At 69.4% G+C, this 16495-nt stretch carries 12 protein-coding genes and 1 tRNA gene; 8 read left to right on the top strand and 5 right to left on the bottom strand.

The genetic code is table 11. The annotated features are described in order from the left end of the window. The first annotated feature begins 70 nt into the window (after nt 1-70). From QC180_RS15725 to QC180_RS15715, 3 genes are all read left to right on the top strand, one after another. A complete protein-coding gene (locus QC180_RS15725; RefSeq protein ID WP_278263472.1) occupies nt 71-1600 on the top strand; it encodes an MFS transporter in 1530 nt (509 codons plus the stop codon). A gap of 43 nt (nt 1601-1643) precedes the next feature. After that, on the top strand, nt 1644-2192 hold the full coding sequence (locus QC180_RS15720) for a TetR/AcrR family transcriptional regulator (RefSeq protein WP_278263471.1): 549 nt from the start codon (nt 1644-1646) through the stop codon (nt 2190-2192). Nucleotides 2193-2407: 215 nt separating this feature from the next. Beyond that, nucleotides 2408-4078 (top strand): hypothetical protein, encoded by a 1671-nt coding sequence (locus tag QC180_RS15715; RefSeq protein ID WP_278263470.1) that lies wholly within the window; start codon nt 2408-2410, stop codon nt 4076-4078. 55 nt (nt 4079-4133) lie between these two features. Here QC180_RS15715 and QC180_RS15710 read toward each other — a convergent pair. Continuing rightward, nucleotides 4134-4207 (bottom strand) — tRNA-Met (locus QC180_RS15710). A gap of 354 nt (nt 4208-4561) precedes the next feature. On the opposite strand from QC180_RS15710, the gene QC180_RS15705 reads away from it, so the two are divergent. Then, a complete protein-coding gene (locus QC180_RS15705) occupies nt 4562-5101 on the top strand; it encodes a transglycosylase family protein (RefSeq protein ID WP_278263469.1) in 540 nt (179 codons plus the stop codon). 64 nt (nt 5102-5165) lie between these two features. Here the strand turns inward: QC180_RS15705 and QC180_RS15700 are convergent, their stop codons facing one another. Beyond that, nucleotides 5166-8150 (bottom strand): UPF0182 family protein, encoded by a 2985-nt coding sequence (locus tag QC180_RS15700; protein WP_278263468.1) that lies wholly within the window; start codon nt 8148-8150, stop codon nt 5166-5168. Between the two features lie 156 nt (nt 8151-8306). On the opposite strand from QC180_RS15700, the gene QC180_RS15695 reads away from it, so the two are divergent. Beyond that, a complete protein-coding gene (locus QC180_RS15695) occupies nt 8307-8885 on the top strand; it encodes a PPA1309 family protein (RefSeq protein ID WP_278263467.1) in 579 nt (192 codons plus the stop codon). Here the strand turns inward: QC180_RS15695 and QC180_RS15690 are convergent, their stop codons facing one another. Then, nucleotides 8886-9911, bottom strand: coding sequence for a YlbL family protein (locus QC180_RS15690; RefSeq protein ID WP_278263466.1), 1026 nt, complete (start codon nt 9909-9911; stop codon nt 8886-8888). Between the two features lie 127 nt (nt 9912-10038). Here QC180_RS15690 and QC180_RS15685 point away from each other — a divergent pair, with 127 nt between their 5' ends. From QC180_RS15685 to QC180_RS15675, 3 genes are all read left to right on the top strand, one after another. Then, the gene (locus tag QC180_RS15685; RefSeq protein ID WP_278263465.1) at nt 10039-11448 is read left to right on the top strand and encodes a zinc-dependent metalloprotease; all 1410 of its coding nucleotides are present in this window, start codon (nt 10039-10041) and stop codon (nt 11446-11448) included. Nucleotides 11449-11660: 212 nt separating this feature from the next. Further along, the gene (locus QC180_RS15680) at nt 11661-12536 is read left to right on the top strand and encodes a TOMM precursor leader peptide-binding protein (RefSeq protein WP_278263464.1); all 876 of its coding nucleotides are present in this window, start codon (nt 11661-11663) and stop codon (nt 12534-12536) included. Nucleotides 12537-12580: 44 nt separating this feature from the next. Next, entirely contained in the window at nt 12581-13930 is a 1350-nt protein-coding gene (locus QC180_RS15675; RefSeq protein WP_474646466.1) for an ABC1 kinase family protein, read from the top strand. On the opposite strand, the gene QC180_RS15670 is transcribed toward QC180_RS15675, so the two are convergent. Then, complete coding sequence (locus tag QC180_RS15670) at nt 13927-15234, bottom strand: uracil-xanthine permease family protein (protein WP_278263462.1); 1308 nt, start codon at nt 15232-15234, stop codon at nt 13927-13929. The genes QC180_RS15675 and QC180_RS15670 overlap by 4 nt on opposite strands. After that, on the bottom strand, nt 15222-16325 hold the full coding sequence (locus tag QC180_RS15665; protein WP_278263461.1) for an aryl-sulfate sulfotransferase: 1104 nt from the start codon (nt 16323-16325) through the stop codon (nt 15222-15224). Before QC180_RS15665 ends, QC180_RS15670 begins: the two co-directional genes overlap by 13 nt. Nucleotides 16326-16495 lie beyond the last annotated feature (170 nt).

Genomic DNA, 16495 nt, shown 5'->3' with positions numbered 1-16495 from the left:
GGGCCTTCGTCGATCGCGCCGCCGGACATCTAGTTGAACGATGGTTCTATTTGTACTATCGTTCAACTACATGGCGGCGAACCGGGAGTTGTCGATGCACGCAGGCGCGAAACAGTGGGCGGGGCTGGGACTGTTGGCCCTGCCGACGGTGCTGCTGGGACTGGACGTGACCGTGCTCTACCTCGTGGCCCCGACCATGGCGACCGACCTCGCGCCCTCGGGGACGCAACTGCTGTGGATCATGGACGCCTACGGATTCCTCATCGCCGGGCTGCTGATCACGATGGGCACCCTGGGCGACCGCATCGGCCGACGCCGACTGCTGACGATCGGCGTGCTCGCCTTCGCCGCCGCCTCGGTCCTCGCCGCGTTCGCGCCCACCGCCGAGGCGCTGATCCTCGCGCGGGCCCTGCTCGGCGTCGCGGGCGCCACCCTGATGCCGTCGACGCTGTCGCTGATCTCGAACATGTTCCCCGACAGCCGCCAGCGCGCGGTGGCGATCGGGGTGTGGGCCACCATGTTCGCCCTCGGGATGGCCGCCGGGCCGGTCGTGGGCGGGGTGCTGGTCGACGCGTTCTGGTGGGGCGCGGCATTCCTGTTGGCAGTGCCGGTCGCGGTGGTCGTCGTCCTCGGCGCGCCCGTCCTGCTGCCCGAGTACGCCGATCCCGCCGCCGGTCGGCTCGATCCGATCAGCGTCGGCCTGTCGCTGGCGGCGATCCTGCCGGTGATCTACGCGGTCAAGGACATCGCCGCCCACGGTATCGGCGGTGTCCCGGTGGTGCTCGCCGTGGCGGGTATCGCGGCCGGGGCGGTGTTCGTGCGCCGTCAGCGGGGTCTGCGCGATCCGCTGCTGGACATGTCGCTGTTCGCCGACCGGGCCTTCACGGTCGCGCTGCTCGTACTCCTGATCGGGCTGGTCGGCGTCGGGGGCGCCATGTATCTGGTCACCCAGTACCTGCAATTGGTCGAAGGCTTGACCCCGTTCACGGCCGGGCTGTGGATGGGACCGCCCGCGCTGGCGATGTTCGCGGCCGCGGTCGGCGCGCCGCTGCTCGCCCGGCGTGTCCGCCCCGGCCTGCTCATGGGCGCCACCCTCGGCGTCTCGCTGATCGGTTACGGGCTCCTCGCCACCGCTGGACTCGACGACCAGGTGGCGGTGGCGATCGGATTCGCGTTCGTCTATCTCGGCCTCGGCGCCCTCGCGGCGCTGGGCACCGACATCGTCGTCGGCGCGGCACCGGCGGCGAAGTCCGGTTCGGCGGCCTCGATGTCGGAAACCGTGCAGGAGTTGGGCATCGCGGTCGGCGTCGCGCTGCTCGGCAGCCTGACCGCGGCGGTCTATCGTGCCCGGGTCGACACACCCGCGAGCCTCTCCCCCGAATCGGCGGCCGCCGTCGAAGACAGTCTCGGCGCGACGATCGCCCTCGCCGAGGACCTTCCGGCCGAGACCGTCGCGGCGGCGCGCCTGGCCTTCACCACCGGCCTGAACGTGGCCGCCCTGGTCGCCGGGGTCGCCATCGCCGCCACGACCGTACTGTGCCTGCGCCTGCTTCGCCACGTCCCCCGGCTCGGACACGAGCGGCACGACGTCACTATTTGAACGATGGTCCGACTACCCTGTCGGTCAGCGAGCAGGAGGTGACATGGCCGACGAGCACGTCGATGGCCGCCGGGTACGTGGCGAGAAGCGCCGTGCCGAGATCATCGAGGCGACCCTCGCCGTGGTCACCCGCGACGGCGCGGCCGGTGTCACCCATCGCACTGTCGCGAAGCAGGCGGGCATCACCACTTCGCTGAGCACCTATTACTTCGCCACCCTCGACGACCTGCTGGTCGCCACCCTGACCACCGTCGCCGACGAATACACCGCCCGGATCAGGACCATCATCGACGGTGACGGCGACAAGCTCACCGGTCTGGCCGCGCTGATCGCCGAGACCGGCGGCCCCGGCCGCGAGCGCGCCCTGGCCGAACGCGAACTGGCGACGATGGCCGCCCGCCGCCCCGCCCTGCGCCCGGTCGCGCGCCGCTGGCGCGACAACATCGCCGAGCTCGGCGCCACCCTCACCGACGACCCGGGCGCCGTCGCGACGCTCGTGGCCGCCGCGGACGGGCTGTGCACGGCGATCCTGCTCGACAACGCGCCCGCCGACGTCGACCATCTGCGCACGGTCCTGGGTCGCGCCCTCTGATCTCACCACCCCCGCCCCACCGCGGGCAGGCTTCGTCGTGTTCGATGGCTGCGCGATGACCGGTGCTGGTACGGTTCGGTCGATTCGGCGGCCCCACAGCGCTGTTCACCGGATCGAGCCGCCGTTGGTCATCGGGGTGCATCCACCCCACATCGTTGCGTGTTGCCCGAGGTTCCGGAGTGTCCGGGCCCGGTGGACGAAAGGTGTGATCGCTGATGCGTCGAGGCTGGTCCGGGGTGGTGGCGGCCGCGTTGGCCGTGGCGACGGTGGCCACGAGCCCTGCCGCGGTGGCCGACGAGTGGTGGCCGTTCGGCGTGCTGCCCGAGCCGCTGAGCTGCGCCGCGCTCACCCTGCCCGGCCGCGCGGGCGCCTGGCCGCTGCCCATGCACTTCCCCAATACCGGGATCGGCCTGCTGACCATGCCCCTCGCACCCGCCGGGGTCGCGCAACGGCTGCCCGCCCGCATCGAGATGCGCACCCCCAGCGGCGGTTTCAACGAGGCCTGGCAGTACGCGCTGCTCGACGGGAACCTCTATGTGAAGGCCTTCGAGGGCGAGTCGGGCTGGCGGATCGCCCCGATGCCCAACTGCCTGCGCGGGCACATCAGCTCGATCTCGGTGGATCGCAGCAGGCTGGTCGCGGTGGTGCCGGGCGGCCGGGTGTTCACCATGGACCTGGCCGATCAGACTCCTGAACTGTGGTGGTGGACCGCCCGTTTCGGTTCGCCCATCTGGCTCGACCCCACCGGCACGCGGGTCCGGCCCGCCTCACGCGCGTGGAGTCTGTCGTGGCTGGATCCGGAGTACGTGCAGTTGATCCCGTTCCGTCAGCAGGGTTTCTGGACCGATCCGACCGGCAAGCAGCAGCCGGTCGGCGGTGCCGGGGTGACCACGGTGTTCGTGCTGTCACCGGAGGGCGATCGCATCCACATCCTCGATCCGTGGCTGCCCGGCAGTGATCCGCTGCACCCGAACCAGCCCGAGTTCGCCGACGACTACAGCTACGAGCTGCCCGGCCCGCTCGACGGCCGGTTCCAGGCCGTGAATCTGAGCGCGTCCGGTTCGCAGACGTTCGTGATCAACGAATACGGCGACATGTTCACCCGGCTCTGGGATTTCGACATCTCCGGCGCCGACACTCTGTTCTTCTCCTATACCTATGGCGACGAACCCGATCGCGCGGAGGCACCCACCAATTTCGACGCCTGGGTCGGGCAATTCGAATTCCTGCGTCCGTTCTTCCCGCAGTACACCGGCATCCATCTGCCGCCCCCGGCGTGGGTGCGCCAGCCGAAGATCCCCGGCGAGATCACCTCGACGATCAGCGTGCACACCACCGGCGGTCGCTCCGAACAGCGCGAACTGCGGGTGGAGGGTCGCCGGGATGGCCGCACCGGGTACTGGCACAAGCCGATCGAGGACGACGCCTGGTCGTTCACCGCCACCGACCGCCCGCTGACCGCCGATCCGCTCGACAATCGTCCCGGCGACACCTCCGGCCTGACCCTGGCCCCGCCCACCGGCGTCGGCTACGACCATCGCGATCCGGCGGGTTGGACGATGAGCCTGCGCGACTACGACTACGCCGACGACGTGATGCCGATGCGGCTGTGCCTGCGCGCCGAATGCACGGACTTGAGCATGTTCCTGGCGAGCACGCCCCGCTTCGGCTGGCAGCCCGACGGCCTGTCGGACACCCCGCGCGTCTATCACGGCCTGCTGCAATCCCCCGAGGACCGGTGGAACGCCCTGTCCCCCGCGCTGCGCGCCGTCGTCGAGCGCGTCACCGGCGCGGACCGCGCCGCCAACATCATGGCGACCTCGAACACCGCCGAATTCACCCTGCGCACCACCGAGGGCTTCGAGGTGACATTGCGTCGGTCTTGACCGGCCGGTGACAAGAAGAAGGCCCGGAACCTGGTGGTTCCGGGCCTTATCTTTGTAGCGGGGACAGGATTTGAACCTGCGACCTCTGGGTTATGAGCCCAGCGAGCTACCGAGCTGCTCCACCCCGCGTCGGTGAATACAACATTACACACGGGTGAGCGCTGATGCCAAATCGGCTGGTCAACCCGGCTTTTTCGGGGACCGAAGGCGATCTTGGGCGGCGCCGGGGGCACGCGAAGACCATCGCATGTGATGTACGTCACCTAAAACTCACCACCGGCTCCGGATCAGTCGAATTCGGTGACCGGGGTCACGATTTCACGGTGATCTCGACCACATAACGAAGAGGTAACAGACTGACCGGTATGCAACTATTCCCCCGGGATATCCAGCGCAAACATTGAAAAGACGTCTGTTTCGTTCACAGAATTGACCCGTTATCAAGATGTGATCGTCATGGATTTCTTGGTTAGCGTCTCCCCCATGACTGAGATCCGGAAATTCCGCACCCGAGCCCTCGGCGTCGCCGCCGTGACCGGCGCCCTGGTTGCCGTTCCGTTCAGCCTCGCCACCGGCACCGCCTCCGCCGCCGCCCACAACTGGGACGGCGTCGCCCAGTGCGAGAGCGGTGGCAACTGGGGCATCAACACCGGCAACGGTTACTACGGTGGCCTGCAGTTCTCGCAGAGCACCTGGGCGGCCAACGGCGGCCAGGGTTCGGCGCACACGGCCAGCAAGGAAGAGCAGATCCGCGTCGCGGAGAACGTGCTCGCCAGCCAGGGCATCGGCGCCTGGCCGCACTGCGGCCGCTACCTGCAGGCCGGGGTCTCCGAGCCCGAGCCCGCCGTGGTCGAGGAAGCTCCGGCTGTCGAGCTGCCCGCCGCCGCGCCCAACGAGTTCAAGGCCGCCGTCGACCAGGCCACCGCCGCCGGACGCGGCCTGGCCGAGCAGTACGGCGTCACCGGGCAGTACCAGGACCTGCTCGACGCCAGTGCCCCGCTGATCGCCCAGATCGGCGGCTAGAACCACCTCTCCCCCTGCACACGAAGGGCCCCGCCATCCGGCGGGGCCCTTCGTGTGTGACGGGTCAGCGTCCTCCGGCGTCCTGGTAGGCCTGGACGGCGGCGTCGAGTTCCTCGAGCGCCTTACCGAAATCGCTGAAGTTGCCCGACCGCATGGCCGCGCGGACCGCGTCGATCTTGCGGTTGAGCTCCGCGGCCGCCGCCTCCTGGGCGGTCGACCCCGCGGGCGGTGTCGTCGTCCCGGCGGGCGGCGTGGTCTCGCCGGGCTCAGGCGTGGTGCCCGGATCGACCGGCGGCAGCGTGCCCGGGTTCGGCTTCAGCGCCGGGTCACCACCGAACGGGGTGGCCAGCGCGCCCGCACCGGGCATCACCTGGTTGAGGGCCTCGGCCAGCGTCGCCGCGTAGCCGACCTTCACACTGCCCGCCGCGTCGCGGTAGCTCACCAGCACGCGCAGCAGCTGCGGGAACGTCGAGGACCCGGTGTTGCGTTCGTTGTAGAACGGTTCCACGTACAGGATGCCGCCGTCGGCCACCGGCAGGGTGAGCAGATTGCCGTAGCGGATCTTGTTCGAGTTCGACAGCAGGGTTTTCTCCCGGGACACCGCGTCGGCGGTGGTCATCGAGTTCTGGGTCTGCTGCGGACCCTGGGTCTGTGTCTCCACCGGAAGCTGCAACACGGTGAACTTGCCGTAGCCCTCCGGATCGGACCGCACCGAGATGTAGGCCGAGAGGAACTGGCGGTTGTAGCCGACCATCGCCGAGGTCAGGTTGAACACCGGCTTGTTGGTCTTCTTGTCACCGAGCAGCACGTAGTACGGCGGCTGGTTGAAGGTGCCGCCCTCGATCGTGGGATCGCTGGGCACCGACCAGAACGCGTTGTTGGTGAAGAACTCCCGCGGATTGTCCACGTGGTACTTGGTCAGCATGTCGCGCTGGACCTTGAACAGGTCCTCCGGGTAGCGGAAGTGCGAACGCAGCTCGGGCGAGATCTCGCTCTCGGACTTCACCGCGTCCGGGAACACCCCGCGCCAGGCCTTGAGGACCGGGTCGGTGGAGTCGGTCTCGTACAGGGTGACGGTGCCGTCGTAGGCGTCGACAGTGGCCTTCACCGAGTTGCGGATGTAGCTGACCTCCTTGCGCGGGATGACGCGCCCGGTCTTCTTGTCGATGCTGTCCTCGACCGCACCGTCGAGCGAGGTCGGCTGGGCGTAGGGGTACTTGTCCAGCGTGGTGTAGGCGTCGACGATCCACACGATGCGCTTGTCGACGACGGCCGGGTAGGCGTTGCCGTCGGTGGTCAGCCATGGGGCGACCTTCTGCACCCGCTCGCGCGGACCACGGTTGTAGAGGATCTTGGACTCGTCACCGATGGCCGAGGAGAACAGGATATTGCGCTCGGCGTACTTGGCCGCGAAGGCCAGCCGGTTGAACCAGTTGCCCACCGGGACGCCGCCGCTGCCGTCGTAGGTGAACGAGGCCTGGTCGGAGTCGTACTCGCGCGGAGCCTGCCCGTCGGTCGCGCCGACGATGGCGTAGTCGGGATCGGACTGCGCGATCAGCTCGCCGTAGTAGATGCGCGGCTGGTCGACCTTGATCTGCTGGTCTTCCTTCTTGGTGAACAGGTCGCTCACCATGAACAGCGGGTAGCCCGAATCGCTGCCGCCCGAGGCGCTCTGGGCGTCGGACTGCGGCTTGTTCACCCGGTTGGCGGGCGCGGCGACGAAGCCGTTGCCGTGGGTGTAGACGGTGTGCTGGTTGATCCAGTCCTTCTGGTTGCCCGAGAGCGCTTCCGGATGCAGCTCGCGCGCGGCCACGATGTAGTCCTGCACCGACCCGTTGAGGGTGTAGCGGTCGATGTCGAGCGACTCGGGGAAGCCGTAGAAGTTCTTGCGCTGCTGGAGCTGGGTGAAGGTGGGCGAGAGGATGTTCGGGTCGAGCAGACGGGCGTTGCCGATGGTCGCCGCGTCGGCCGGGACCTCGAGCGGACTCTTCTTGGACTCGCCCTGATAGTCCTGATACTCGACTTTGTCGTCGGTGATCCCGTACGCCTGGCGCGTGGCCATGATGTTGCGTTCGATGTACGGACTCTCCTTGTCGGCGGCGTTGGGGCGCACCGAGAACTGCTCGACCACCATCGGCCACACCGCGCCGACCAGGATCGACGACAGCACCAGCAGCGCCGCCGCCATCGCGGGCACCCGCAGATCACGCAGCACGATTCCGGCGAAGAACGCGATCGCGCAGATCACCGCGATCGAGAGCAGGATGAGTTTGGCGGGCAGCACCGCGTTGATGTCGGTGAACGACGGTCCGCCGAAGGTCGGCTCCTTGCGGGTGCTCGACAGCAGGTCGTAGCGGTCGAACCAGTAGGCCACCGCCTTGAGCAGCACGAAGATGCCAGCCAGCACCGCCAGCTGCACGCGCGCGGCCCTGGTCAGCGTGCCCTCACGCCCGGCCAGGCGCAGCCCGCCGAAGACGTAATGGGTCACCAGGTTCGCGAAGAAGGCGATCACCACGGCGACGAACAGCCAGTTCAGCACCATCCGGTAGAACGGCAGATCGAAGGCGTAGAAGCCCACGTCGAGATGGAACTGCGGGTCCTGCTGACCGAAGTCACCGCCGTGCAGGAACATCTGCACCGTCGCCCAGTTCGACTGCGCGACCAGCCCGGAGAGCAGGCCAAGCAGCACCGGGATGCCGACGCCGAACAGGCGCAGCTTGCTCATCACCGTCGTGCGGTAGCGCGCGATCGGATCGTTGGGTCCGGCCACCGGCACGAACACCGGGCGCGAGCGATAGGCCAGCAGCAGCGCCGCCCACACCACCAGCCCGACGAACAGCGCCACGACGACGAACAGGATCAGCCGCGTGCGCAACACGCCGAGATACACACTGCGATAGCCGACCTCGCCGAACCACAACCAGTTGGTGTAGGCGTCGACGATCCGGGGCCCGAGCAGCAGCAGCGCCGCCAGGACGACTGCCGTCACCAGCAGCACACGGCTGCGTCGGGACAACGAAGGTAAGCCGGTGGGGGGCCGCATGCCCACGGTGCCACTCTCCTGCTCCGGCGATGTGCGCGCCGGTGATCGGCGCAGACACCGCAGTCCGATGTTGCGGATGGCCCGAAGACGGACCGTTGGCGCCCACTCTACGGAAATCGGACACCGTGCAAGTGGCAGGGCCGAAAATGATTGGATGGACAGGTGACCGAAGACGAGCACGCCGAAGTTCTCCTCGCCCGCTGCGTGCGCGAGGTCGTCGAGTTCACCGACGCCGAGGGCTGGGGCAATCCGCCGCAGATGTTCGCGTTGGTGCCGACCGCCGACCTGGCCGCGGCCGAACCCGATCTGCAGGATCAGCTCGACGACGGCAGCGAGCTCACCCCCATCGCCCAGGAGGCGTTCCCCGACGACATCACCGGCGGTTCGATGGCCCTGGACGAATTCCTCGCCACCACCACCTGGCCGCCCGCGGTCGAGGGCTGCGTGCTGGTGCAGGAGATCGTGGTGCTCCCGCCGGACGCCGAGAGCGATCTGGACGAGGCGCTGGTGCCGCTGCTGGCCGACGACGATGCCGCCGACGCGGCCGGGCGCGCCGCGGCCCACGCCCACCCCGGCCGTCGCGACGCGCGCCTCATCGCGGGCGTGTTGCGCCAGGGCTCGTCACTGGTGCTGCTGCAGATCCGTCCCGAGGACGACGACGGCTTCGGCGACCTGGACCTGCGCACCTACCCGAACCTGGCCCCGGGCCTGGTCGAGGCCCTGCACCACACGCTGGAGTGATCAGCCGCAGCTGACGGGTTCCCGGCCCGCGTCGATGTCGGCCAGCGAGGTCACCGCGCTGTCGAGGGTGTCGACCTTGACCAGCCGCAGACCCTCGGGCGCGCGCTGGCGGGCTTCGTTGCAGTTGTCGGCGGGGACCAGGAAGGTCTCCGCGCCCGCCTCGCGCGCGGCGATCATCTTGTACTGGATGCCACCGATCGGGCCGACCTTGCCCGCCTGGTCGATGGTGCCGGTCCCCGCGACGAACCGGCCGCCGTTGAGCTCACCGGGCGAGAGCTTGTCGATCAGCGCCAAGCTGAACATCAGGCCCGCCGATGGGCCACCGATGTCGGCGAGATTGAACTCGACCTGCAGCGGCGGACGTCCGCCCTCGCCCAGCCCGACACCGATGTAGGGCTTGTCGGGCTCGTCGGGCAGCTCAGCCAGCACGATCGCGGCCGTGTGCTCGCCGTCGCCGCGACGGTAGACCACCGAGACGGTGTCACCGGGACGCTTGGCGGCGACGTGGTCGACCACCTGCTGGGGGCTGGTGATCGGGGTGCCGTCGATACTGATCAGCTCGTCGCCGTCGGCGAGGACACCGTTGGCGGGGCCTTCCTCGAGGACCCCGCGCACCAGCACCACGGTCGGCATCTTCAAGAAGTGCAACGCAGCGACCTCGGCATTGGTCTCGGAGTTCTTGAAGTCCTGCTGATTGGACTTCTCGACCTGTTCGCGCGGGATATCGGGCGGGTAGACCTCCGACCGGGGCACCAGGCCGTGCTCGCCGCTGGCCCAGAAGCCGAACGCCTCGAACAGGTTGATCCCGTCGCGCACCGAGACCGTCGTCATGTTGAGGTGACCGGTGGTCGGGTCCACGGGGGCACCGGTGACGTCCACCACCTGTTTGCCCTCGACCTCGCCGAGGGTGTCGAAGGTCGGGCCGGGGCCCAGCGCCACGAACGGCACGGTGACCACACTGCCGACCACGCCGAGGACGAGGACGGGAACCAGGGCGACGATCAGGGTGAGGATCCGGCGATTCACTCCGCCCACAGTAGTGATCGACCGGGGCGACCGACGGCAGTGGCACGCTTTTGCCGCGTCCGCGTGTGGCGCGATTTCGCGATCCGCGAACACCGAGGCCCCGGGGGTCCCGCGTAACGTAAGAGGTATGAGCGATCTCCCCTTCGGCTTCTCGAACCGCGACGACGACGAGTCCGGCAAGCGTCGCGACGAGGGCAACGGCCCCGGCGGATCCGACCCGTTCGGGTTCGGCGCCGCGGGCGCGGGCGGGTTCGACCCCTCGCAGCTGGGTCAGATGCTGACCCAGCTGGGGCAGATGATCAGCGGGATGGGTCAGGGCATGGGCCCCGGCGGGGGTCAGTCGGGCCCGGTGAACTACGACGTGGCCAAACGTTTGGCCCGTCAGCAGCTCGGCGCGTCGGTCGCGCCGATCGCCTCGGGCACCACCACGGCGGTCACCGACGCCGCGCACCTGGCCGAACTGTGGCTCGACGGCGCCACCGTGCTGCCCGCGGGCGCCACGAAGACGGTGGCGTGGACGGCCAACGACTGGATCGAGGAGACGCTGCCCACCTGGAAGCGCCTGTGCGATCCGGTCGCGGAGTCGATCTCGGGGATGTGGACCGCGCAGCTGCCGGAGGAGGCCAAGCAGTTCGCCGGGCCGATGGTGGGCATGCTCGGTCAGATGGGCGGGCTGGCCTTCGGCTCGCAGCTCGGCCAGGCGCTGGGTCAGCTGGCCAAGGAGGTGCTGACCTCCACCGATATCGGGCTGCCGCTGGGCCCGGCGGGTACCGCGGCGCTGCTGCCCACGGCGATCTCGGCGTTCAGCGAGGGACTCGAGCAGCCCGAGAGCGAGATCATGGTGTTCCTGGCCGCGCGCGAGGCCGCCCACCAGCGCCTCTTCGCGCACGTGCCGTGGCTGCGTCAGCAGGTGCTCGGCGCGGTCGAGGACTACGCCCGTGGCATCAAGATGGACTTCTCCGCGCTGGAGGAGGCCGCCCAGGGCATCGACCCGATGATGCTCAGTGATCCGTCCAAGCTCGAGGAACTGCTGTCGCAGGGCACCTTCGAACCGCAGACCACCCCCGAGCAGAAGCAGGCGCTCGAACGGCTGGAGACGCTGCTGGCGCTGATCGAGGGCTGGGTCGACGTGGTGGTCACCGACGCGGTCGGTGAACGCCTGCCCGGCGCGAACGCCCTGTCGGAGACACTGCGTCGCCGCCGCGCGACCGGTGGTCCGGCCGAGCAGACCTTCGCCACCCTGGTCGGTCTGGAACTGCGCCCGCGCAAGGTCCGCGAGGCCGCGGCGCTGTGGCGCAGGCTCACCGTCGACGCGGGCGTGGACCGCCGCGACGGCGTCTGGGCCCACCCCGACCTGCTGCCCGACTCCAGCGACCTCGACGCTCCCGCCGGTTTCATCGATTCCGTGATCGGCGGCGGCACCGGCGCTTTCGACGATCCGCTGGCGCAGCTGGCCGAGACCGAGGCGCGCGAGCGGGACGAGGCCGAGCGCGGCAAGTCCGATGACGACCCGGACGCGGGCGCCGGAGACCACTGAGCGGGTGCGCGCAACCGGTGCCGCGAAAAATCTTCGGAAACCGGTGCGGCGACACGGCTTCGAGCATTGAGCCCGGTGCCGACTCGCGGTGGTGAACTGGGACGACACGAGTTGTCCACAATCGCCGTTGACGCGGACGACACGCCGAAAACCTGTGGATAACTCGGCTTTCGGCGACCGTCCGGCGTCGGGTGGGTGCCGATACTTCTGGCATGACCATCACGACGCCGCTGCGCGGGCCGATGCTCCACCCCCGCGTCACCACCCTGGTTCGACCGTCGGGCACCGTCCAATTGGGCTGGGACCCCGAACGCGCGCTGCTGCTCGAGACGACCGCACTCGACACCGGCACCGTGCTCGCGTTCCTGCGTCTGCTCGACGGGATGCAGTCCCGACCGCAGATCATCTGGCGGGCCGCTGAATTCGGGATCGACGCCACGCAGGCGAGCAGCCTGCTGGCCGCGATCGAGCGCGCGGGTCTGCTACTGCAACCGGAACGAAAACAGGCCAGGATCCGCGACATCACCGTGCACGGGCTCGGTCCGCTCTCGGACGCGGTGGCGATGGGCCTGCGTCGGATGGGCCTGCGGCCCACCCGCTCCCGCGAGTACCGTTCCGAACGGCCGGTCGGGGCGTCGGGGTGCGATCTGGTGGTGCTCACCGACGCGCTGATGGTCGATCCGCGCCTGTCGGTGGACCTGGTGCTGCGCCGGGTGCCGCACCTGCAGGTGCGGGTACGCGACGGTGTCGGCGTGGTCGGGCCGCTGGTGCTGCCGGGCGAGACCAGCTGCCTGCGGTGCGCCGATCTGACCCGCACCGGATTCGACGCCGACTGGCCGCATCTGGCCGCCCAACTGCTCGGCCGCACCGGGCACGCCTCCCCCGCCGGGATCGCCGCCATCACGGCGCTGACCATGAACGAGCTCGAGGCGATCGTCGCGTGTTCGCCGAACCGGCTGCCCGGCACCCTCGACGCCACCCTGGAACTGGACCTGGACACCCACCAGGTGCGGCGACGGCCGTGGTCACCGCATCCGGACTGCGGCTGCCGGAAGCTGGGCGGCCGGGAATCGGAGGCCCGGCGATGAGGTGTGAGCATTCCCATGGCACACAGGGCAGGGGTTCGGCCATGATGGGTAACGTGTCCGAGATCGTGCGCCGCAGTTCCAGCCGCAATGCCAAGTTGGCCAAGATTCCCCTCGGCATCGCCGGACGAGCCGCCGTCGGTTTCGGCAAGAAGCTCGTCGGCGGTGACAAGCAGGAGATCAACGCGACGCTGAACCAGAAGGCCGCCGAGCAGTTGTTCACCGTGCTCGGCGAGCTCAAGGGCGGGGCGATGAAGTTCGGCCAGGCGCTCAGTGTGATGGAGGCCGCGGTCCCGGAGGAGTTCGGCGAGCACTACCGCGAGGCCCTCACCAAGCTGCAGGCCGCCGCGCCGCCGATGCCCGCCGCCACCGTGCACCGGGTGCTCGACCAGCAGCTGGGCACCAAGTGGCGGGAGCGGTTCCAGTCCTTCGACGACACCCCGGCGGCCTCGGCCAGCATCGGTCAGGTGCATCGGGCGGTCTGGTCCGACGGGCGCGCGGTGGCGGTGAAGGTGCAGTACCCGGGCGCCGACGAGGCGCTGCGCGCGGACCTGAAGACGCTGTCACGGATGACCGGCCTGCTGTCCTCGGTGATCCCGGGCGCCGATGTGAAGCCGCTGCTGGCCGAGATCACCGAGCGCACCGAGGAGGAGCTCGACTACCGGACCGAGGCCGCCAACCAGCGCCGCTTCGCCGCCGCCTTCGACGGACACCCGCACATCGTGGTGCCCAAGGTGGTGGCGGGCGCGCCGAAGGTGATCGTCACCGAGTGGCTCGACGGCACCCCGGTCTCCGCGTTGATCAAGGCCGGAGCCGAGGACCCCGAGGGCACCCGGGCCCAGCGCAACCGGATCGCCGAGCTCATGGGCACCTTCCACTTCTCCTCTCCGGAGCTGGCCGGGCTGCTGCACAGCGACCCGCACCCGGGCAACTTCCTGATCCTGGGCGACGGCAGGCTCGCGGTGCTCGACTACGGCGCCTGCGCGCCGATGCCCGACGGTTTCCCCGAGATCCTCGGCCGGATGCTCGCGCTGGCCGTCGACGAGCGGCACGAGGAGCTCACCGAACTGCTCTACGAGCACGGCTGGGTGATCCCGGGCCGCACGGTGACCCACGAGGAGATCGAGGCGTATCTGCGTCCGTTCAGCGATCCGATCCGCACCGACACCTTCCACTTCACCCGCCGCTGGATGCAGCGGGTGGCGGGCAAGGCCTCGGAGTTCTCCAGCCCGGAGATGAAAACCGCGCGCGCGTTACAACTTCCGCCGCAGCACCTGATGATCTTCCGGGTGCTCGGTGGCTCGGTGGGCATCCTGGCCCAGCTCGACGCCGAGCTCGGTTTCATGAACCTGGTCCGCACCTGGGTGCCCGGCTTCCGGGCCGAACGCGCGTCCTAGCTCTCCGACGCCCGGCGCCTGCCGAGGGTGCACAGCAGGTGCACCGCGACGCCGACCACGGCGGCCATGGTGACCCCGCTCCCGAGCAGCAGACGCAGATCGTCGGGGAAACCGCGGTAGAGCCCGGGCACCAGGATCGGCAGCAGACCGGCGGTGAGCGCGGCGGTGGTGGTGAGCAGGGCGGCGTCGTCGTCCAGATCGACCTGGCGGAACAGGCCGATCGCCGAGGCGATGATGGTGGCGAACACGACGGCCGCGGTGGCACCGACGACCGGGCCGGGCAGTGAGTTGACGATCCGGCCGATCGGGGCGAGGAAGGCGGCCAGGATCAGCAGCAGACCGGTCAGCGCGGTGACATAGCGACTGCGCACGCCGGTGAGCCGGATCAGGCCGATGTTCTCCCCGCTGGTCACCATGGTCGGGCCGCCGAACAGGCCGGACAGCAGCGAGGTCACCGCGTCACCGCGAATAGTGCGCCCGACCGTGGGCGCGGTGTCGATCGACTTGCCGACGACCTGGGCGTTGAGCACCGTCTGACCGGTGGCCTCGGCCATCGAGCCGATGCTGAACACCAGCAGCGGCAGGGCGGCGAGCAGATCGAAGTGCGGGGTGCCGAACAGGAAGGGGTCGGGCAGCTGCACCACGGCGCCGCCGGGTTGCAGGGAGAACTGGCCGAGGGCGGCGGCCAGCGCGGTGCCGATGCCCATGCCGATCAGGACCGAGACCCGGCGCCAGCCGGTGGGCAGGAACCGATGGGCCAGCACGGTCGCGACGATGGTCGCGCCCGCGATGCCGACCGAACGGATCGGGGTGGGGTCATCGGCCGAGGTGATGAGGTTCGCGCCGACCTTCACCAGGTTGACCCCGATCACCAGGATCATGCTCGCGATCACGACCATGGGCAGGAACCGCACCAGCCGCCGTGCCACCGGGACCAGCGCGATCCCGGCGACGGCGGTGATCAGGACCGCGCCGGTCGCGGTCGCCGGATCGTAGGTCTGCGCGATCTGGATGAACAGCACCACCGCCGCGCCACCGGGCAGCATCACGAAGGGCAGCCCGGCCCCGAGTCCGTAGCGTCCGCTCGATTGCAGGAGGGTACCGATGCCACTGAACAGCAGCGCACCGCAGAGCAGGGCGCGGGCCGCGTCGTCGTCGAGGTGCAGGCTGCGGCTGATCAACAGCACCGAGGTGAGCGGCATCGCGATCATCACCACCAGGTGCTGCAACGCGCCAGCGAACGCCCTTCCGGCGGGCGGGATCTCGTCGACGGGCGCCACCGTCGACTCGCTCACCGCAGCCACGGGAGCTCCTCGGCCTGGTAGCGGTAGGCGCGGAAGATGGCGTTGGAGATGCCGGGGAACACTCGCGCGGTGTCGGGATCGGGGTATTCGGTGAACGAGGGCACCACGTACTCCCAGCAGATCCGCCGGTCGGGAGTCACCTCGAAGATCCGGCCGAAGGCGGCCTCGGTGATCAGCGTGTTGCCGTTGGGCAGCCGTTGCGCGCCGCCCATGAAGGGGGTGAAGAAGGCTTCGCGCGGGGAGTCCTGGTAGGTCCAGCCGATCTCGCCGGTGGCCGTGTCGATCTCGACGACGCGACTGTAGGTCACCGATTCGCCGGTGCGGAAGGTGCCGTTGTCGAACACCAGGATCCGGCCGTCGCCGAGCGGGGTGGCGTGGTGCTGCTGGGCGAGCACGCTCCGGTCGGCCAGGGTGGTGACCGCGCCGGTGCGGCGATCGATCAGGATCACCGCCGAGACGCTGCGCAGGCTGGCGACCACGGTGTGCGCGTCGAGCGGGTGCACGCTGTTGATCAGCGGCCAGTGCTCGCGCCAATAGTGCGGCTGGAGGCCGAATTCCGCGGGATCGAGGTGTTCCACGGCGCGCCATTCCCAGCGCAGGCCGCCGTCGGGGTCCACCTCGCGGATCACGTCGGACCAGACGATTCCGTCGGCCTCGGTGCCGGGCACACCGCCTTCGACGCGGGCCGCGTCGGCACCCGTCAGCGGCTCGACGGCGGCGTAGAGGACGCTGCCGTCGTCGTAGTGGTGCGCGTCGTGGTGCTGTAGGTCGTCGCGGACCTCGGACAGGAGGGTGCCGGTGTGGTCGTAGCGGGCCATCGAACCGCCGGAGTACTTGCGCCACATGGCGAACAGCGGCGGCCGGGCCAGGGTGAGGCCGTTGTAGGCGAGGCTGCCGTCGGCCAGCACACGCGCGTGCCTGCCCGGCCGGTACGGCAGCTGCCACTGGTGCGCGATCTCGCCGTCGAGATCGACCAGGTCGACCCGGCCGTCGCCCGCCAGGGGCGCGTAGAGCGTGTAGCCGGGCGAGGCCAGCTCCGGATCGCTGCCGATCAGGCCGATGCCCCGGCGCTTGAGGGTGTTCTGTTCCATGCCGCCTCTCCTGAAAATTCGATGCCACTGAATATTCAGTAAGGTGAGCGACAGCGGAACGGTTCGGATCAGGGTGCGCGAAACCCGCTCACGCCCAGGTCGGAGGACTGCTGGCGCGGGCGGGCCGGGCGCGGGCCGCACGGCCGTCACTACAGTCACTGCTACAGCAC

Source organism: Nocardia anocheti, from assembly GCF_029675105.1.
Classification (GTDB): domain Bacteria; phylum Actinomycetota; class Actinomycetes; order Mycobacteriales; family Mycobacteriaceae; genus Nocardia.
Note: the sequence above shows the minus strand (reverse complement) of the source record. Positions and strands in the feature narration are given on the sequence as shown.